We start from the raw sequence: 20238 nt of genomic DNA on the forward strand, positions 1-20238 counted from the left end.
CCTCATTGGCTCACCGGCCGCCTAGACGCACCCCGTCACCGATTTGGCTTCCAGGAACTCGACCAGCCCGTACTCCCCGAATTCCCGCCCGTTGCCCGACTGCTTGTAGCCGCCGAACGGTGCCGTATAGTCCGGCCGGGCACCGTTGATCTGCACCATGCCGGCGTGCAGCCGCCCCGCGACGCGGCGGGCACGCGCGGCGTCGCCCGACCATACGTGCGCGGCCAGCCCGTACGCGGTATCGTTGGCGATCGAGATCCCCTCCTCTTCGGTGTCGTAGGGAATCACCACCAGCACCGGCCCGAAGATTTCCTCGCGGGCAATGCCCATGTCGTTGCTGACGTCGGCAAAGACCGTCGGGCGCGCATAGAAGCCGCGGTCCAGCCCCGCCGGCCGTCCCGGCCCGCCCGCCACCAGGCGCGCGCCTTCGGCGACACCGCGCCCGATCATGGCCTGCACGTGCTCATACTGGCGCCGGTTGGAGATCGGCCCCAGCTTGCTGTCCGGCGACGCCGGATGGCCGACCTGGAGCGCGTTGGCCGTGGCCGCCGCGATGGTCACGGCCTGCTCGTACTGGCTGCGCGGCACCAGCATGCGCGTGGGCGCCACGCAGGTCTGCCCGGAGTTCATCATGCAGCTGATGACTCCGGCCTGGACCGCCGCCGCCAGGTCGGCATCGTCGAGAATCAGGTTCGGCGACTTGCCGCCGAGTTCCTGCGTGACGCGCTTCACGGTCGGTGCCGCGTGGACAGCCACGTCGATGCCGGCCCGGGTGGACCCGGTGATCGACACCATGGCCACGTCCGGATGCGCCGCCAGCGCCCGGCCGACCTGCTGGCCATCGCCATAGACCAGATTGAAGACACCCGGGGGTGTACCGGCCTCGTGCAGGATCTCGGCAAAGATGCGCGCGCTCAGCGGCGCGATCTCCGACGGCTTCAGCACCGTGGCGCAACCGGCCGCGAGCGCCGGCGCCACCTTGGCGACGATCTGGTTGAGCGGCCAGTTCCACGGCGTGATCAGGGCGACCACCCCGACCGGCTCGCGCACGATCTCGGTGGTGCCGCGGCGGGTAACGAAAGCGAAGTCCTTGAGCGCCGCTATGGTCGCATGCAGGTGCGCCAGGCCAGCCGGCACCTGGTACTGGTGCGCCAGCCATGCCGGCGCTCCCATTTCCGTGCTGAGTGCGCGGGCAAGATCGGCGCTGCGCGCCTGGTAGCGATCGACAATGCGGCCAAGCAACGCGAGCCGCGCTTCGCGCCCGGACTGCGACCAATCCGGCAAGGCGGCGCGTGCCGCCGCCACCGCGCGCGCCACGTCGGCGGCCCCGCCCATCGACACCCTGCCGATCACGGCCTCGGTCGCCGGGCAGACAATGTCCGCCTGCGTACCGCCTGCGGACGGGACCCATTCGCCCTGGATATAGAACGCATCGACTAGCTGCATGTCACTTCCTGTTCATCGATATGGAATGGATCGGAGAGGCCGGTGGCCATCACTCCGGCTGCAGTCCGGCCGCGGTGATCAGCCGCTTCCAGGTCTGCTGGTCGACCACCACGGCCTTGCCGAGCTCCGGCCCGGTTCCCGGGTTCGGCTGGCTGCCGCGGCTGGCGTAGTGCGCCATCGCCTCGGGCGAATTGACAAACTCAAGCGCCAGCTTCGCAACCTTCTCGACGATCGGCTTCGGCGTGCCCGCCGGGGCAAACAGGCCGCTCCAGTTGATGCGCGATACGGCTTCCACCACCGTGTTGTTCTGCATGCCGACTTCGGACAACGTTGGTACATCGGGCATCAGCGAGACCCGCTTCGGGCTCAGCACGGCGAGCGCACGCAGCTTGTTCGACTGGATCAGCGGCATTGCCGCCGTAAACTCGACTATGGTGAAGTCCACGTTGCCGCCGATCAGGTCCGGCAGCAGTGTCGCGGTCGCCTTGTAGGGCACGTCCATGGTCTTGATGCCTGCTGCCTCGGTGAACGCGGCGGCCATCAGGCGATAGCCGGTGCTGCTGCTGGCGCCATTGAGCTTGCCCGGCCGGGCGCGCGCGGCGTTGACGAGATCCGACACCGACTTGTAGGGAGAACTCGCCGACACCACCAGCGCGACCGGCAGCGAGGACATGCGCGCCACCGGAACGAAGTCCTTGGCCGGGTTGTACGGCAACTGCCTGAAGAGGTAGGGATTCGCCGACATCGCGCTGGAGGCGGTCAGCAGCAGCGTGTAGCCGTCCGGCGCGGACTTGGCGACATAGTCGCTGGCGATGATCATATTGGCGCCGGGCCGGTTCTCCACCACCACGCTTTGCCCGAGCTTCTGCGCGAGGAACTTCGCCAGCAACCGGGTGTAGTCGTCGATGCCGGTGCCCGGGCTGGCAACGGACACGATCTTGATCACGCGTTCCGGGTAGTTCTGTGCCTGCGCTCCCGCCGGCAGAACCGTGGCCAGTGCGCCGATGGCCGCGGCGGCCAGCAAACGGCGGCGCCGCGGGGAAAGGGCCTCGTGCATAAATGTCTCCTCCTTCTCTGTCCTGCCCTGGTTCGGGCAGCTTGTCTTATGTAGTCCGGCGGCTGCCGGGCGTCGGCTTACGGGAAGCGCCGGATGATCGATTCCGCGACGCAGACCGGCTTGCTGCCCCCCTGCCGCTCGACGGTCATTTCCAGCTTAAGCTGCCCGCCACCGTTGTCCAGCGCGTCGAAGGCCACCAGCTTGAAATGCGCCCGCACCAGGCTGCCCACCGGCACCGGCGCGGGAAAGCGCACCTTGTCCAGGCCGTAGTTCACGCCGGTGCTGCTGTTCTTCACCTTGTAGGCGGTATGGGAAAACGCCGGCAACAGGCTCAGCGTCAGGAAGCCGTGCGCGATCGGCGCACCGAACGGGCCGTCCTTGGCACGCACGGGATCCACGTGGATCCACTGGTGGTCGCCGGTCGCGTCGGCAAACAGGTTGATGCGGTCCTGCTCCACCGTCAGCCAGTCGCTGGTGCCGATGACTTCGCCGACCAGCGGCTGCAGGTCGCTGATGTTTTCGTAGATCTTCATGCTTGCGTTTCCTTTCCGTTCAGGGACGCCTGCAACGCGCGGGCGTTGCAGGCCTCATGCAGGTCGGCGTTGCCGAACAGCGCGTCGGCCACCACGGCACGCTTGAAGTAGTGGCCCACCGTGTACTCCTCCGTCATGCCGATGCCGCCGTGGAGCTGGATGCCCTGCCCGCACACATAGCGGGCAGCGCGGCCGATCAGCGTCTTGGCCTGCGATACCGTGCGGGCCAGGTCCGCTTCACTGTCGTTCTCGATCGACGCCAGCAGCGCAAACAGCATCGAGCGCGCCACCTCCAGCTCGGCGGCCATGTCGGCCATGCGGTGCTGCAGGGCCTGGAAGCTGCCGATGGGAACGCCGAACTGCTTGCGCACCTTGAGATAGTCGGACGTGATCTCGATGGTCTTTTCCATGCCGCCGATCAGTTCGGCGCACAGTGCCGTGATGCCGTGCGTGAGCCCGTGGCGCAATGCGGCCTGTCCCTTGCCGGCGTCGCCAAGCAAGGCGTCGGCGGGGACAAAGGCCTGGTCCAGGGTGACTTCCGCCGCCCAGCTGCCGTCGTGTAGCGGCAGCGCGGTACGCCGCACGCCCGCCGTGTCCGCCGGCACCAGGAACAGGCTGCACAGCGCAGCCTCGTCAGCCTTGCCGGGCAGCATGGCGGAGACAATGAAGGCATCGGCGTCGCAGCCGCCCAGCACCAGCGTCTTGGTGCCGTGCAGGATGTAGCCGCCGGGCGCCGGCTCCGCGCGCGTCGTCACGGGTTCAGGCAGGCCGCGCGACTGCGCTTCGCTGTAGGCCAGCGCAATCCGGCGCGACCCGTCCGCGAGCGCGGGCATCAGCATTTCCAGCTGCGCGGGATTGGCTGCCGCCAGCAGCGTCTGCGCGGCCAGCACGCCGCTGCCGAGATACGGCTCGACTACCAGGCCGCGGCCCAGTTCGGTCGCAATCAGCACCGTGTCGATGATGGAACCACCGAGGCCGCCGGCCGGCTCCGGCAGCGCCGCGGCCAGCCAGCCGTTCTCGGCGAACATGGCCCAGTGCCTGGCGTTGCAGGGCTCGCCGGACTTGATCCGCGCGGTGCGGGATTCGAAATCGTAGTCTTTGTCGACGAAGCGGCGCACGCTGTCCTGAAGCAGGCGCTGTTCGTCAGTCAGGTTGAAATTCATGATCGGTCCGTGCTTCAGAGTTGGAACATTGACTTGGCGATGATGGTGCGCTGCACCTCGCTGGTCCCGCCATAGATGGTCGAGGCACGGCGGAAGAACATCTCGTTGGTGATGCCGCGTGCCACACCCTGCATGGGAAGCGGTGCAGCCGCATCGCCGTCCTGCGGCGTGGGGTATGCCACCGCACCGTAGTCCCCGAGGGTCTCCACCAGGAAGCTGCTCATCTTCTGCAGCAATTCGGTGCCGCGGATCTTCAGGATGGAGCCCATGGCATGCGCCGCGGGGCTGTGGTCTTCCTCCATCGCCGCCACGCGCTGCACCAGCGTGGCGATCGCGGCAAGCTCCGCCTCGAAGCGCGCGAGTTGCAGCGCAAATTCGTGCCGTTCCAGCAGCACGCTGCCGTGCTCGCAGCGGCGCGTCGCCAGCGCATGGATCTGCGCCAGGTAGCGGCGCAGCATCGGCAGGTCGGCAGCTGTCGCATGCTCGTTGTTGAGCAGGAACTTGGTGATCTTCCAGCCTTCGCCCTCGGCGCCAACCAGGTTCTTCACCGGTACGCGCACGTTGTCGAAGAAGGTTTCGTTCAGGTGATGGCAGCCGTCGATGGTGACGATGGGCCGAACCGTGATACCCGGCGTTTTCATGTCCACCAGCAGGAAGCTGATGCCTGCCTGCTTCTTCACCTCGGTGTCGGTGCGCACCAGCAGGAAGATCCAGTCGGCGCGGTGGGCATAGCTGGTCCAGATCTTCTGGCCGTTGACCACGTAGTGGTCGCCGTCGCGCGTGGCACTGGTGCGCAGCGAGGCCAGGTCCGAGCCGGAGCCCGGTTCCGAGAAGCCCTGGCACCACTGGCGCTCGCCGCTGAAGATATGCGGCAGGTGTTCGGCCTTCTGCTCCGGCGACCCGAATGCGTTCAGCACGGGGCCAAGCAGCTTCTGCGCGCCGGTATCCTGCGAAGGCGCGCCGATTGCCGTGCATTCCTCGTCGAACACCAGCCGCTGCATCACGCTCCAGCCGGTCCCGCCGTGCTCCTTCGGCCAGTAGGGCGCACCCCAGCCCTTCTCGTTCAGGATGTTCTGCCAGCGGATAAGCTCCGACCTGGGCGAGCGCGTGCCGATGCGGATACGTCCGCCCAGGTCGGCCGGCAGGTGCTCGCGCAGAAAGGCGCGCACCTGCTCGCGGAAGGCCTCCAGGCCCATGTCACGTTGAAAATCCATGCTTTGTCTCCTCGGACGCTGGCAGCGGGCGCCCCGGGGCGCCCGCTGCCGCGTCGGCGTCAGCCGGTCAGACCGGGTCCCAGCCGAACACGTCGCGCGACAGGTCCAGCTTGTAGAAGGAGTCCTGGAACATCGGGATGGCGCGCTCGATGCAGGACTCGACGGTCCAGCCTTCGCTGTTGTGGGCCGTGCGGATCGGGCGTGGCTGCGAGAACAGGTAAATCTCGTTGTTGCGCACGCCGAAGATCTGGCCGGTGACCTGCCTGGCCTGGTCGGTCAGCAGCGCGAGCGTGAACGGCGCGATCTTGCCGGCCTCCAGCCGCATGTTGATCTTCATGCGTTCGGCCGCTTCCGGCGTGTTGGTCGGAATGCTGCCGACCATGCGCGTGAAGGCGAACGGCGCGATGCAGTTCGAGCGCACGTTGAACTTCTGCATATCGACGGCGATGGACTTCGACAGGCCGACAACGCCGAGCTTGGCCGCCGAGTAGTTGGCCTGGCCGAAGTTGCCGATCAGGCCGGCGGTCGAGGTCATGTGCACGAACGCCCCGCTTTCCTGGGCCTTGAAGTGCGGCGCGACGGCGCGCGAGACATTCCAGCTGCCCTTCAGGTGCACGCGGATCACGGCATCGAAGTCGTCCTCGCTCATCTTGTGGAAGATGATGTCGCGCAGGTTGCCGGCGTTGTTGACCACGCCGTCGACACGGCCGTACAGGTCCAGCGCCTGCTGCACGATCTTCTGCGCGGCGCCCCAGTCGGCCACGCTGTCGGTATTGGCCGCCGCTTCACCGCCTGCCGCCTTGATCTCGTCGACGGTCTGCTGGGCCGGGCCGGCATTGCCGCCGGAGCCGTCGATATTGACGCCCAGGTCATTGACGATCACGCGCGCGCCCTGGCGCGCCGCTTCCTGGGCGATGCCCTTGCCAACCCCGGCACCAGCGCCGGTCACGATGATGACTTTCCCTTCGAGCAAGCTCATGGTTTCGTACTCCTGAATGAATCGGTTGAATCAAGCAATCAGCACCGTGTGCCGCGGCGTACCGCAAGGTGCCGCTGCATGTAGCCGGCCAACCGGTGATCGAGGTGCCGGATTGGACGGAACATGACAGGGCTGTCGACGATGCTGCCTGGGTAACCATGATTGCGGGCGGCATCCGGACGGGCACTCCCCAACCCGGGGGGCGGTCCGGAACGGAGCTTATGGAAGGGGGACGGATGGGACATATGCTGGAAAGCCCCCCGCCCGAAAGATGTCCGGGCGTACCACCACGTGCGAGGGAACGGCCGGCACAACGACAATAAGGGGCCTGGCGTCAGGCCTGTACGGGCGTGGCGCCGCCCAGGTCGCGCAGGCGCGCGGCCGCCCCGCCCCGTCCGCCAACGCCAAGCTTGGCGTAGATATTCTTCAGGTGCCACTTGACCGTCTCGGCCGAGACGTTGAGTACCTTGGCGATCTTCTTGTTCGACATCGCCTGCGCCAGCAGCACCAGGATCTCGCGCTCGCGATCGCTCAGTGTCGCCATCGGCCCGGGGACCACACCGGCGTGCGGCAGACGCTGCCGCGGCGCGATACTGCCCTGTGCGTCCTGCAGGCGCTTGACGTAAAAGGCCAGCACCAGATCCGGCACCGAGTCGCGCCCCAGCGTCGCCAGCGCGTCCGGCGCCCCCTCGAGCGTATCGAGCAACGTCCGCGTCAGCCCGAGCCGATGGCCTTCCCGGACAGAATGCAGGAAGTCCTGGTTCGCTGCCTGGTGCTCGCCGAGCCCCAGGCGCGCAACGGCCAGTTGCAGCCGCAGGCCGACCCCGCCGAGCTCCTGGCCGCTGCCCGCAAGCAGCGGCTGGATACGCTCGATGGCGTTGGCATAGTCCTTGGTGTGCAAGGCCATGTCGACGCCGGCACGCGCCGCGGCCCGCGCGATCTGGCCCGCTCTTTCGGGGCCGGCGCCCGCATAGCGCTCCGCCAGGCCCTGGACGCATTCCAGCACGACATTGGCCCGTTCCATCTCTCCATGCTGCAAATGGCGGCGCAGGCGCAAGACCAGGGCCTCGGCAAGCAGCCGGTCCAGGCCGTAGCGCACCGCATACGCTTCCAGGCGGTCGAGGCAGCCCAGCGCCTGCGCACGGCGGCCCGCCAGCCAGTGCGAACCGGACAGCACCAGGCAAGCGCGCAGCACGATATCCGGCAGCGAGACGCGCTCCAGCACGTCGATGCGCGGCTCGAGCAGCTGGCACGCGGCCTCCGTCTCGTTCAACTCGTAGAGCGTGTCGGCCAGCAGGCCGGCAGCCATGCAGGCCAGGCCTACGTAGGCGGCGCCATGGCGCTCCGCTTCCTCCATCACCTCGCGCACGATCTTGCTGGCCTGCTTGATCTTGCCTTCCCGCGCCAGGCTGATGGCATGGATGCAGCGGCCAAGCTGCCCGCTGCGCGGCGCGCCGGTGCGCAGCTCTGCCTCCTCGAGCATGCGGCGGGCCAGGTCATACTCGCCGCGCGCGGTGAGCATCCATGACAGCACGTTGCCGCGTGCATGCCATGCAAAGTCGTCGACGCCTGCCGGCACGTCCCACAGGCGCGGCAGCATGGCTGCGGCGGCATCGGTATTGTCCAGTTGCAGGGCGAGGCCGGCGCGCAGCAGGCAAAGGTTGTAGCGCTCGCACTCGTCCAGCCTGTCCTGCTGCGACTCCATCTGGTCCAGGCTGCGCTGCAGCTGGTCGAAATCGCGCGAGTAGAGATGCATATAGGCGTTGACGATATGCAGGCCGAAGCGCTGCTCCACCTGCTGCGCCGGCAGCAGGCGCATCAGCCCGGCCACCCGGTGCAGCTCGCCGCGCGACAGCAGCGCCTGCGCGCAGCTTTCGACCATTCCCGCCGCGGCATTGACGTCACCGGCCCTCACGGCATGGAAAACGGCCTCGTCAACATGGCCGCGACTCTCATACCAGCGCCACGCCGCCGTATGCAAGGCGAGCTGTCCGGTCTCGCCGCGCTCTGCCAGGCGGGCAAGCAGCACCTCGCGCAGCAAGGGGTGGACGCGATACCACGTTTCGTGGTCGTGGCTGCCCGCCGGCGCGATGAAGAGGTGGTCAGCCACCATCTTGCCCAGGCGGGACTTGATGTGTGAAATCGCCATCGGCCTGCCCAGCACGTCCGCGCAAAGCGGTGCGCAAAAGCGCTGGCAGATTGACATGCTGACCAGCATCTCCAGATCGTCCGGTGCCAGGCGCACGAGAACCTCGCGCTCGAAGTAGCTGGCTAATCCGCGCGCATCGCGCACGCGCGTCAGCGGAGTCTTGCCGGCCTGCCTGGTACGCAGGTCGATGGCGAAGTGCTGCAGGCCGGCTACCCACCCATCGGTCAGCGTATGCAGGGCGACGGCATCGTCGCGCTCGATCGCGCCGAGCTGCTCGCGCAGGAAGCGTTCCGACTCCTCCGGCGTGAAGCGCAGGTCGTGCATGTCGAATTCGACCAGGGTCCCCTGCAGGCGCAGCCGCTCCATCGAGAGTTCCAGCGCGCTGCGCGAGCTGAACGCCAGGTGCAGGTGCGGCGGTGCGTAATCCAGCAGCCATTGCAGGGCCTGCAGGATGCGCGGGTCGGCGATATGGTGCAGGTCATCGATCATCAGCACCAGTTCGCGCCGGCGCCGGGCCAGCGCCTGTACCAGCGTGATCACCCACAGTTCGATTGCGGCGTCGCCGCAGTCGGCCCCGACCGCTCCCGCGGCTTCCCGGGCGGCGGCAGGATCGGCTTCGCCGATGCTGGCCAGCAGGCAGTCAATGAAACGCGACGGTTCATTGTCTTCGAGCGCCAGCGACAGCCAGCAGACGTCATAGCCCAACGGCAGGATTTCCTTGCGCCAGGCCATCAGGGTGCTGGTCTTGCCGCTGCCTGCCTGTCCCAGGATCACCACGCAGCGCTGCCGGCGCGCCTCCAGCAGGCGGTTCATCAGCGCTTCGCGCGGCATGAGCTGACGTGCGCCGCGCGGGGGCAGCACCTTGGTGCAGGCCATTGGCCACGGTTCCCGCGCACCCCTTGCCGGCTCGTCTTCGGCGCGAACCGGCGGGACCAGCCCTGGTTCGCCACCCGCTGTCCCCTCGGGATCGCTGGAGACTTCCGTAGCGGCCGGCCTGCGCCACGCGTCCGTCGCGGCACGGATCCACCTGTAGGGCACATTCGCGCCCGCCCGGGTGGCGGCTTCGATTTCCGCCAGCAGTTCGGGGATGCCGGCGGGAAATCCGTTTCGCCGCTGCGCCTGCGCATCGCGCAGGAAACGCTGGACCATGCGCAGCCATGCCGCGGGACAGGGGGCCAGTTGCACACGGAAACGCGGATGCTGCTGCAGCCACTGCTGTACTTCCGCGTGATCGTGGCAGGCGTGGCTGACGGCAAGCACCCGCATCCGCCTTCCCGGCGGCGCGGCCGCCTCCACGTCTTGCAGGAAGGCCAGCCAGGCTTCATGGCGGACATGGCCGGACGCGGTGCCGGCCACGCCGGCTTCGAGCATCGTCAGTGCGGTCATCAGCGAGGCAGCCAGGCTGCGCTGGTGGGCCGGCAGTGTACGCATGTTGCAGGCGGCGTTGTCCGGCGGCAGCGCGTATGCGTCGGCCTCGGCCGGATCCTCGATGGAAAGCGCGAGCGCATGCACGGGCGGGGACGCGTACAGCGCCGCGATATCCACCGCGCCGGCGGCAGGATTCGCCGCCGGCGTGCCACGCACGTGGCGGCTGGCGCCGGGCCTCAGTCCGGCCGCACGCCAGTGGCGCGAAACGCTGGCCGCGCTCACCCCGAGTTCGGCGGCGAGGCTGCGTGTGCTCCAGTTGCGCGGCGTCTCCGTGCCGTCGCAACTGGTCAGCAAGGCCAGGCGCGCCACGTCGACCTTCACCGGCGGCGCTCCGCGCGGCAAGTCCTGCAGGATGCCGCCCAGGCCCGACAACGCATAGCGTTCGCGCCAGCGCGCCACCTGCGCGCGGCCAATGCCCAGCAGCGGCGCGATGGTCTTGTTCTGTTCGCCTTCGGCGGCGAGCAGGATGATGCGCGCACGCTGCGCCAGCCGTGCCGGCGCATCGGTCGCCTGGGTCAGTGCCTCGAGTTCGGCACGTTCCTGTTCGGTCAGGTGGATTGGGGGTGCAACACGCATAGACAGCCTCTGCGGATTGGCGGTGGCGGGACGCCACAACAATGCAATGGCGGCACGGGCATCCGCGCCGCCCGTACGACAGATCAGCCCAGCGAAGCGACGGCGTCGGCCGCCGGATCCTGGTACAGCGTTTCAATCAGTGACTTGCGGCGCTCGCGCGTGGTGGCCTGGTTGATGTAGCCCTTGTCAGCCATTTCGTTGGCATCGATCGACGGCGGCTCCGCCATCAGCAGCACCCGGCGCACCTGCTGGCTGGCGCTGGCCCCGCCGCCGCTGCGCAGCTTTTGCGCCAAGGCCTGCACCACCACCGGATGCGACACCAGCGCCTCGGCGCCCAGACCGGCCAGTTCGGGCGCCAGTGCCTGGCAGGCCACCACGTTGGGCCACGCCAGCGCGGCCACGAAATCGCGGTCATGGCCGCAGATCACGGCATCGGTCAGCAGCGGCGCGCATTGTTCGAGCAAGCCCACGCGTACGGCACCGGTTCGCACCCAGGTGCCGCTGATCAGCTTGAAATCCTCGACACACCGGCCGGCATAGCGCAGGCCTTCGGCGGGCGCATCGGGCTCGGCCAGGCGCACGGCATCGCCCATGCAGTAGAAGCCCTCTTCGTCAAAGGCACTGGCAGTCAGGTCCGGACGGCCGAGGTAGCCCGCGAACAGGTTGCGGCCGCGCATGCGGATCTCATAGCGGCCGTCGCCGCCGTCCAGCGGCACCAGCTTGATCTCCACGCCGGGTGCCGGCATGCCCAGGTTGCCGGTCTCTTCGGCCGGACGGCTGAAGTTCAGGCCCATGGCGGTGGTTTCGGTCGAGCCGAAGCCGCTCGTGAACAGGATGCGTTCGCCGACGGTGTGCTCGGCCAGGCGCTGGAAGCGCGCGTAGACATCGGCCGGCAGGCTCGCGCCGCCGAAGCTGACGAACATCAGCCGCGCAAAGAACGCGCGGGCCAGCGCCTCGTCGCGCTCCAGTTCGGTCACCAGCATGGCCCACGCCGCGGGCACGGTGGCGAACATCGTGGGCGATACCTCGCGCAGGTTCTGCAGCGTGCGCGCAAACTGCCCGGCAACCGGACGGCCGTCGTCGATGTAGTAGGAAGCGCCCAGCACGAAGGCTCGCCCCACGTTGCCGACGCCGCCAAACACGTGGCTCCACGGCAGCCAGTCCAGCACCACCGCCCCCTGGTACACCGGGTCGGCATGGGCAAAGAGAAACTGGCCGATCAGGGCCTGGATGCTGGCATAGGAAATCTCCACGCCCTTGGGCACGCCCGTGGACCCGGAGGTAAAGAAGATGCGCGCGGTATGCTCGGCGCGGACGGCGGCGTGCGCCGCCTCGACCTGCGCCAGGCGTTGCGGGGTCAGCGCCGTGGTCAGCAGCGATGCCCACGGCATCTGGCCATCCGCTGCACCTTCGACGGCGATGACCGCCTGCGCCGGCATGGCCAGTGCCTCCAGCGCGCGGGCAAAGGCGGTTGCCGACTGCACGAATGCCGCGGCTGGCGCCAGCAGGCCGTGGATATCCTTCAGCCGGGCGAAATCCTTGCTCTGCAGGGAATACGCCGCTGATGTCGCGGCACACGGGATGCCCACGTATTCGGCCGCCGCCGCCAGCAGTGCATGCTCGATCGAGTTGCCGGACAGGATCATCAGCGGACGCCCGCGCGACAGGCCCATTTCCAGCAATCCGGCCGCCACCGCCAGCATCTGCCGGTGGAAGTCCTCCCAGGTCACCGTGCGCCAATCGCCGGCGCTGTCACGCTGCGCCAGCGCGACTTGCGTGGCACGCTGCCGTGCCCAGCCTTCGACGAAGCCGCTGAAACCCAGGTGCGGCGCGGGCACCGGCGCAATGCCGGCGCGCAGCAGCAGCGTGCCGTCGGCGCGCGCTTCATGGATGGCTTTCGCCGTGCGCAGCGCAGCGTCGCGATACCTGGGCGACGCACCGGGCTGGCCAGATGTCGGAGGCTTGGATCCCGGAACGTGGGCGGAATGGTGCAACATTGTCTTCAATCTCCTCTGCTTGTTCCCGGCCAGCGGTCTGCGCCGGGGGCGATCCTGGTCAGTCGATGGTGGCGCCCGAGCGTTGGATGGTGTCCTTCCACTTGCTGCGCTCGGCCTGCACGAAGCTGCCGAACTTCTGACCGGACAAGGGCAATGGCACGCCGCCCATCTTCTGGATGGCGTCGATGACCGCCGGATCCTGCAGGATCCGGCCGATATCGGCCTGCCACCGGGTCACGATGGCGGCCGACGTGCGCGCCGGGAAAAACAAGCCGATCCACGACGTGGATTCCGCGCCGGCGTAGCCGGCCTCGGCGATGGTGGGCACCTGGGGCAACGCGGGCAGTCGCGTGGTGCCGGTCACAGCGAGCGCGCGCAGCTTGCCGGCCTGGATCTGCGCCAGCGTGGAGACGGGATAGTCGAACGTCATGTCGACCTGCCCTGCAAGCAGGTCATTGATCGACGGCGCGCTGCCCTTGTACGGGATATGCACCAGCCTGACGCCCGACTGCGCCTGGAACAGTTCCGCGGCGAGGTGCGTGCCGGTGCCATTGCCCGCGGAAGATACGGTCAGCTTGCCCGGATTCGCCTTCGCGAACGCCACCAGGTCCTTGACCGACTGGTACGGCAGGCGGCTGTTCACCACCAGCACATTGGGGATGGAAACCAGCCCTTGTGCCGCGACGAAATCCTTTGCCGGATCAAAGCGCAGCGACTTGTACAGGAACTGGTTGCTCGCCATGGTCCCCTGCGTTCCCATGAGCACCGTATAGCCGTCGGGATCGGCGCGCGCGACGAGGTCTGTCGCCAGGTTGCCGCCCGCGCCGGGACGGTTGTCGACGATGACGCGGATACCGGCGCCGCTCGTCATCCGGGCCGCAATCAGGCGTCCGAGCTGATCGGTGATGCCTCCGGGTGGTCCCGGCACCACCAGCGTGACTGGCTTGGCGGGGTAGCCTGCCTCCGCCAGCGCAGCCGGCGCGGCCAACGTCAGGGCCGCCAGGCCCAGTACTGCCGCCCATCGTGGTGCCAGCGCCTTCACACACCAGTCCAAGCCCCGCTTCACGAGCTGTCTCTGCATTGCCACTGTCTCCTGTCGTGCCGGATGCCCCGGCGGATTGTCACGTTCGTCTTTCGCAACTTTTGTTCTCTACGATATGCCGTAGAACTTATCGCAATGTCGTATGAATCTATACTACGCTATTTCGTAATTACCTACCAGATTTCGTAGCAATGAGGGATATGGTGCACATCGGGCTCGATCCGCCCGTTGCGCCACCCCCTGTCACGCGGATAACCGGGCTTATGAAGCTACATGGCTCTTACGACCCGCCTGCCCCCCTTGGTCGAGTGGGGCGATTCCCGGGCCGGCGCGTGACACTTGCCTGCAGAACCCGCAGCCCTGTTCAAACGAAACCGGCTGCCCCGGAGACAAGCTGATGCAGTGCCACCCATACCGGACGCCTACGGCGTCATCCCAGGCCCCTCACCGACCATCCGCATCCAACCAGCCGCCGCAGGCGGTCGCGCCCATGGAGCGGCTCATGGATCTGCTCCAGGAGGTCCGCCAGTTCAGCCGCCATCTGCAGCGCAGTGCCAGGCAAGCCGCGGGATGCGCCGATGAGTCGTCCTACGAGGTCGCGCTGCACGCCATGCTCAGCGACCGCATGTGCCGCGGCGACGAGCGCACGCGCATCCTTTGCTACGCGTCGGCGGCAGAACTGGGCGTGCCGGTGGAATTGCAGGCGGAACACTGCCGGCAAGCCATGAGTGGTGGCCTCGGGTTTCCCTTGCGGGTGCTGTTCTGGGCTGCCCACCGGCGCATGCACGCCGGCAGGCGGCCGCGCGCTGCCGTGCTGACCTGGAACTGACTACCGATCGACTTGCGGCCGGCTGCCGTGCGCAGCCATGGCATGGAGCCCGCTCATGACCCCGAATACGACTGAACGCACCGCCATTCACACCCGCCAGGTGACCTGCCATGGCTACGAACGCAGCGACGGCCTGGTCGATATCGAGGCCGAGATGCGGGACATCAGTCCCACCGGTACCGATCTGCTGTTCAAGCAGGTGTTGCCGGGTGGCGCCATCCACCACATGCGCATCGTGGTGACGGTGGACCGGTCCCTGGTCATCCATGACGTGAAGGCGCTGATCGAAACCGGCCCGACCGGGCACTGCACTGCCATCGAATCCGCTTACGCCGGCCTGAAGGGGCTGCAGATCCGTGGCGGATTCCGCCAGCAGGCAAAAGCGATCATCGGTGGCGTGCGCGGCTGCACGCATCTGACGGAACTGCTCGGCCCGCTGGCCACCACCGCCATGCAGACCGTCATGGCAATCGGCCGCCGCGAGCGCAATGGCCGCTGGCCCGGCGAAGGCACGGGGCTCATGCCGAAGCCCGTGCTGATCGGCAGTTGCCATACCTACCACGAGGACGGCGAGGCGGCAAAGCTGCTGTGGCCCTTGCACCGGCGCGCGCCTGATGCGCCGGTCGCCTGAATGCCGGCGCCGGCAGCGCAGCACGGCTGCCGGCACCGCTTCGCGCGCATACCGCGCGACCACCTGTCCGGCACGCCCTGCTCGCAGCCGGCAAGACGATCACCACGGAGGAGACATGAGCTGTTTTGCAGAACGGGCCCGCGGGCCCTTGCGTGCGTTGCTGGCCCTGCTCTGCCTGCCGGCGCTGGCATTGCCGGCCGCCGCGCAGACCTACCCGGAGCGCCCCGTGCGCATCGTATCGATCACCAGTGCCGGCACGGGCGCCGACGACTACACGCGCCTGCTGGCCAAACACCTCGGGCAGAAGCTGGGGCAGAGCTTCGTGGTCGAGAACAGGCCCGGCGCCAACATGATCCTGGCCAGCGACTATGTCGCCAAGGCTGCGCCCGACGGCTACACCCTGCTGCTTTCCGCGTCCGGCGCCATGGCGGCCAACCCGTTCCTGTTCAAGCGCCTGCCTTATGACCCGCTGAAGGACTTCGTGCCGATCGCCCGCATGTCGGTGATCCCGGTCGCGCTGGTGGTGCCGGGCACGTCGCCGTACCGCACCGTCGCGGACCTGGTCGCCGCGGCCAGGGCCAGGCCGGGCGCGCTCAATTTCGGCACGTCGAGCACGGGCTACCGCACCATCATCACCGCCTTCAACGATGCCGCGAAGATCCAGACGGTGAGCGTCCCCTACAAGGCCATGAGCACGCTGCTGCCCGACCTGATGAGCGGGGTGGTGGACTACGGCGTCGTCGAGGTATCGGCCGCCGTGCCTCATGTGCAGTCGGGCAAGCTGCGCGCGCTGGCGGTCACGGCGGGCGCGCGCATGCCGCAGCTCAAGGACGTCCCGACCATGGCCGAGGCAGGCATGCCTGCGGCGGCGATCAGCAGCTGGACCGGCCTGTTCGCGCCGGCAGGCACCCCGCCGGCCATCGTCGACAAGCTTGCGCAGGCCACGCTCGAGTTCGTGAATTCGCCGGATGCCACGGCGCACTACGGCGCGCGCGGCAGCATGCCTTATCCCGCCGGCGGCGCCGAACTGCGCAAGACCATCGTCGCCGACCAGCAGATGTGGAAGCGGCTGATCACGCTGGCCGGCATCGAACCGGAATAAGCGGAGCAGACGCCCACCCGATTGCATCCCGGGCAGGCGGTGCCTGCCCTCCCCGTCACTGACCAACAGGAAACCAAGATGAGCATCAAAGGCAAGGCCTATATCGTCGGCGCCTATGAGCACCCGACCCGCAAGGCACCGGACAAGACCGTCGCCCAGCTGCATGCCGAATGCGCGAAAGGCGCACTGGAAGACGCCGGCCTGACGCTGGCGGACGTCGACGGCTATTTCTGCGCGGGCGACGCGCCGGGCCTGGGCGTGCTGAACATGGTCGACTACCTCGGCCTGAAGGTCCGCCACGTCGACTCCACGGAAACCGGCGGCTCCTCCTACCTGGCGCATGTGTCGCATGCCGCGCAGGCGATCGCCATGGGCAAGTGCAACGTCGCGCTGATCACGCTGGCGGGCCGGCCGCGCTCCGAAGGCTCCAGCGGCACCAAGGCCCGCAACTGGGGCGCCGACCTGCCTGACCTGCCCTTCGAGGCCCCCTACAGTCCGCTGACCGTCAACTCGTACGCCATGGTGGCCATGCGCCATATGCACGAGTACGGCACCACGCCCGGGCAGCTGGCCTGGATCAAGGTGGCCGCCTCGCACCACGCGCAACACAACCCGCACGCGATGCTGCGCGACGTGGTGACCGTGGAAGACGTGCTGAACTCGCCGATGATCTCGGACCCGCTGCACAAGCTGGACTGCTGCGTGGTGTCCGACGGCGGCGGCGCGCTGATCGTGGCACGGCCGGAAATCGCCGCGAAGCTGAACCGCCCGAAGGTCAGGATCCTTGGCGCCGGCGAGCATGTGAAGGGGCAACTGGGCGGCGAGGTCGACCTCGCCTGGTCCGCCGCTAAGGTATCCGGCGCGGCAGCCTTTGCCGAAGCCGGCATCACGCCCGCCGACATCCAGTACGCGTCGATCTACGACAGCTTCACCATCACCGTGCTGATGCAGCTGGAAGACCTGGGCTTCTGCAAGAAGGGCGAAGGCGGCAAGTTCGTGGCCGACGGCAACCTGATCTCCGGCGTGGGCAAGCTGCCCTTCAACACGGACGGCGGCGGCCTGTGCAACAACCACCCGGCCAACCGCGGCGGCATCACCAAGGTGATCGAGGCCGTGCGCCAGCTGCGCGGCGAAGCCCATCCCGCGGTGCAGGTCAGGAACTGCGGACTGGCCCTGGCACAGGGCACCGGCGGCCTGCTCGGCAGCCGCCACGGCAGCGCCACCCTCATCCTGGAACGCGAATAACGCCTGACAGCAGGCATCGAGCTCAGCCATGACGACCCCCTACACCCCTACCCCTTTCAAAGCGCCCGCCGAACACCCCGACAACACCGAGTTCTGGGCCGCCGCGCGCGAAGGCCGCCTGCTGGTGCGGCACTGCGACAGCTGCGGCAAGCCGCACTGGTACCCGCGCACGCTGTGCCCGTTCTGCCTGGGCACGACCCACTGGAAGCAGTCCAGCGGCCGCGGCACGATCTACTCGTACAGCGTCACGCGGCGCGCCGGCCCGACGCCCTTCTGCATGGCCTACGTCACGCTGGACGAAGGCGTCACCATGATGACGCAGATCGTCGATTGCGATCTCGATTCGGTACGCATCGGCCAAAAGGTGCAGCTGCGCTTCTCGCCCTCTGACGGCGGCGCACCGCTGCCGACCTTCACGCTCGCCTGAAGCCGGGCCGCGCGCGCCCCGCCATCCACCCAATGCAAGCCTGATCCATGAACACGACTGCATCCCTGGAAAGACTGTTGAATCCGCGTTCGGTCGCCATCATCGGCGCCTCGGACGACCCCGCGCGCATCGGCGGCCGGCCGATCGCCTCCATGCGCCGGCTTGGCTACGCAGGCCGCATCCTGCCGGTCAACCCGAATCGCCGTGAAGTGCAGGGCCTGCAGGCCTGGCCTTCGGTCGACGCCTTGCCGGAAGTGCCCGACGTCGCCATTGTGGCCGTCCCCTCCAGCCAGGTGCTGGACGTGGTGAAGGCGCTGGGCGAACGCGGCGTTCCCGGCGCCATCCTGTTCAGCGCAGGCTTCGCGGAAGTGGGCGGAGCCGGCGTCGCCTTGCAGGCCGAACTGGTGGCCACCGCGCGGCGCACCGGCATGCGCCTGCTGGGCCCGAACTCGCTTGGCCTGGTGAACCTGCACACCGGCTTTGTCGGCAGCTTTTCGTCGCTGGCGGGCATTGACAATGTGAGCGCCGGCCGCGTCGGCGTGGTCAGCCAGTCCGGTGCGTACGGCAGCCACCTGGTGTCCACCCTGGTGGATTCCGACGTCGGGCTGTCGAACATCGTCATGACCGGCAACGAGGCCGACCTGACGCTCGGCGAGATCGTCAGGCTGATGGTGGACGATCCAAACACCGACGTGATCGCCCTCTACTCCGAAGGCATCAACGACGGCGACAGGCTCGTCGAAGCGCTGAAGGCCGCGCGCGCCGCGCGCAAGCCGGTGGTGATGATGAAGGTCGGCCGCAGCGAGGTGGGCGGCGCGGCGGCGCAGTCGCACACCGCGTCGATCGCCGGCAACGACGCGGTCGTCGACGCCGTGCTGGAAGAACTCGGCGTGGTGCGCGCCTACACCACCGAAGCCATGGTCGACGTGGTGCGCCTGGCCACGCGCGGCGTGTTCCCGGCCGACAACACGCTCGGCGTGATCACCGTCAGTGGCGGCGCGGGCGTGATCGTCTCCGACGCGGCCGAGGAATACGGCGTGCCGATGCCCGAGATGCCCACGTCGGCCCAGGCACGGATGCTCAAGATGCTGCCGATCTGCGCGCCGCGCAATCCAGTCGACACCACCGCGCAGTTCATCAACGACCCGACGCTGGTGAAGCCGTTCATGGAGATGATGCTGACCGAAGGCGGCTATCGCTCCGTGCTGGGCTTCTTCAGCTACGCCGGCACCACCGCCGAGGTGGCGCCCGTGCTGCGCGAGCAGCTGGCGGCCATGCGTGCCGCCTATCCGGACCGGCTCTATGTGCTGGTGCTGCGTGGCCCGCGCGAAGTGATCCGCAGCTACGAGGCCGAAGGCTTCAGCGTCTTCGAGGACCCGAGCCGGGCCGTGGCCGCCATTGCCGCCATGGGCCGCTTCGGCCGCGCCTTCGCCATGCTGCCGCTGGCCGGGGCGCCGCAGTTCGGCGCGGTCACGCTGCCGGCGCAGACGCCGAGCGAAGCGCAGAGCAAGGCGCTGCTGGCCGAAGCCGGCATTCCCAGCGCACCGGAGCGCGCCTGCAGTTCGGTGGAAACGGCGGTGCTAGCCGCGCGCGGGATCGGCTACCCGGTGGTGCTGAAGATCCTGTCGCCGGACATCCTGCATAAGTCGGAAATCGGCGGCGTGCTGCTGGACGTGCGCGACGAGACGGCGGTCCGCAGCGGCTTCGCCACGCTGATGGAGCGTGCCGGCAAGGCCGCGCCCGATGCGCGCATCGAAGGCGTGCTGGTGGCCAGGCAGTTGAGTGGCGGTGTGGAATGCATCATGGGTATCAACCGCGACCCAGTCTTTGGCCCGATCGCCATGTTCGGCCTGGGCGGCGTGTTCGTCGAGGTGCTCAAGGACGTGGTATTCCACCGTTGCCCGTTCGGCGAGGACGTGGCCGAGACCATGATCCGTTCGATCAAGGGCGCACCGTTGCTGCTGGGCGCGCGCGGCCGGCCGGTGGCGGATATCCCCGCGCTGGCGCGTACGCTGTCGCGGCTGTCGGCATTCGCCGTGGCGGCGGGGCACCGCCTCCAGTCGATCGACCTGAACCCGGTGTTTGCCATGCCGCTGGGTGAAGGCGCGTACGCCGCTGACGCGGTCATCGAAATCAACGCGGACGCCGTCTGATCCATGCGGGATGGGCCGGCTTGCCGGCTCACTCCCTTTTCCTCGTCCGGCATATTCCTGCTGCTGTTCAGCGTCGCCTCTAGTACTTGTTCACTACCCTCCGATGGATCGCATTTCAAGCTGTCGCTCGCGCGTTGGCCCGCGCCGAAGAAGTATGTGTCGGGAGTCGCGCTGCAGCTGCTCCGTACACGTAGGGCACGTTTCGCACGCCTCAGTGTGGCGTAAGCCGGGCGGGGGAGAGGCCGCCCCAGTGGTGGGCGCATGTCG

The 20238-nt window shown here is 68.0% G+C and carries 15 protein-coding genes; 6 read left to right on the forward strand and 9 right to left on the reverse strand.

The annotated features are described in order from the left end of the window. Positions 1–21: 21 nt before the first annotated feature. From IPF36_RS16060 to IPF36_RS16100, 9 genes are all read right to left on the reverse strand, one after another. Positions 22–1446, reverse strand: a complete 1425-nt coding sequence (locus tag IPF36_RS16060) for an aldehyde dehydrogenase family protein (RefSeq protein WP_195428743.1) — start codon at positions 1444–1446, stop codon at positions 22–24. 49 nt (positions 1447–1495) lie between these two features. Then, entirely contained in the window at positions 1496–2503 is a 1008-nt protein-coding gene (locus IPF36_RS16065; protein WP_195428744.1) for a tripartite tricarboxylate transporter substrate binding protein, read from the reverse strand. 77 nt (positions 2504–2580) lie between these two features. After that, entirely contained in the window at positions 2581–3036 is a 456-nt protein-coding gene (locus IPF36_RS16070; protein WP_133092657.1) for a MaoC family dehydratase, read from the reverse strand. Further along, positions 3033–4199: an acyl-CoA dehydrogenase family protein gene (locus IPF36_RS16075; RefSeq protein WP_195428745.1), complete on the reverse strand. Its 1167-nt coding sequence runs from the start codon at positions 4197–4199 to the stop codon at positions 3033–3035. The genes IPF36_RS16070 and IPF36_RS16075 overlap by 4 nt, the downstream gene beginning before the upstream one ends. A gap of 14 nt (positions 4200–4213) precedes the next feature. Further along, positions 4214–5413, reverse strand: a complete 1200-nt coding sequence (locus tag IPF36_RS16080) for an acyl-CoA dehydrogenase (protein ID WP_195428746.1) — start codon at positions 5411–5413, stop codon at positions 4214–4216. Positions 5414–5480: 67 nt separating this feature from the next. Further along, on the reverse strand, positions 5481–6392 hold the full coding sequence (locus IPF36_RS16085) for an SDR family NAD(P)-dependent oxidoreductase (protein WP_195428749.1): 912 nt from the start codon (positions 6390–6392) through the stop codon (positions 5481–5483). 334 nt (positions 6393–6726) lie between these two features. Further along, positions 6727–10545, reverse strand: coding sequence for a LuxR C-terminal-related transcriptional regulator (locus IPF36_RS16090; protein ID WP_195428751.1), 3819 nt, complete (start codon positions 10543–10545; stop codon positions 6727–6729). An 83-nt stretch (positions 10546–10628) separates the two neighbouring features. Further along, positions 10629–12542, reverse strand: coding sequence for an AMP-binding protein (locus IPF36_RS16095; protein ID WP_133092662.1), 1914 nt, complete (start codon positions 12540–12542; stop codon positions 10629–10631). A 58-nt stretch (positions 12543–12600) separates the two neighbouring features. Further along, on the reverse strand, positions 12601–13623 hold the full coding sequence (locus tag IPF36_RS16100; RefSeq protein ID WP_133092663.1) for a tripartite tricarboxylate transporter substrate binding protein: 1023 nt from the start codon (positions 13621–13623) through the stop codon (positions 12601–12603). 463 nt (positions 13624–14086) lie between these two features. Here IPF36_RS16100 and IPF36_RS16105 point away from each other — a divergent pair, with 463 nt between their 5' ends. The 6 genes from IPF36_RS16105 to IPF36_RS16130 all read left to right on the forward strand — a co-directional run bounded on the left by IPF36_RS16105 (position 14087) and on the right by IPF36_RS16130 (position 19971). Beyond that, the gene (locus IPF36_RS16105; protein ID WP_243736748.1) at positions 14087–14413 is read left to right on the forward strand and encodes a hypothetical protein; all 327 of its coding nucleotides are present in this window, start codon (positions 14087–14089) and stop codon (positions 14411–14413) included. A gap of 55 nt (positions 14414–14468) precedes the next feature. Continuing rightward, positions 14469–15044, forward strand: coding sequence for a DUF2889 domain-containing protein (locus tag IPF36_RS16110; protein WP_195428754.1), 576 nt, complete (start codon positions 14469–14471; stop codon positions 15042–15044). Positions 15045–15159: 115 nt separating this feature from the next. Beyond that, complete coding sequence (locus IPF36_RS16115; RefSeq protein ID WP_133092666.1) at positions 15160–16146, forward strand: tripartite tricarboxylate transporter substrate binding protein; 987 nt, start codon at positions 15160–15162, stop codon at positions 16144–16146. Positions 16147–16224: 78 nt separating this feature from the next. Continuing rightward, complete coding sequence (locus tag IPF36_RS16120) at positions 16225–17391, forward strand: thiolase domain-containing protein (protein WP_195428756.1); 1167 nt, start codon at positions 16225–16227, stop codon at positions 17389–17391. Positions 17392–17419: 28 nt separating this feature from the next. Then, positions 17420–17818, forward strand: coding sequence for a Zn-ribbon domain-containing OB-fold protein (locus tag IPF36_RS16125; RefSeq protein ID WP_133092668.1), 399 nt, complete (start codon positions 17420–17422; stop codon positions 17816–17818). Positions 17819–17895: 77 nt separating this feature from the next. Continuing rightward, positions 17896–19971, forward strand: coding sequence for an acetate--CoA ligase family protein (locus IPF36_RS16130; RefSeq protein WP_255519799.1), 2076 nt, complete (start codon positions 17896–17898; stop codon positions 19969–19971). Positions 19972–20238: the final 267 nt, after the last annotated feature.

Origin of the sequence: Cupriavidus sp. IK-TO18 (assembly GCF_015549295.1) — a bacterium.
In the GTDB taxonomy this organism is placed as follows: Bacteria; Pseudomonadota; Gammaproteobacteria; order Burkholderiales; family Burkholderiaceae; genus Cupriavidus; species Cupriavidus oxalaticus_A.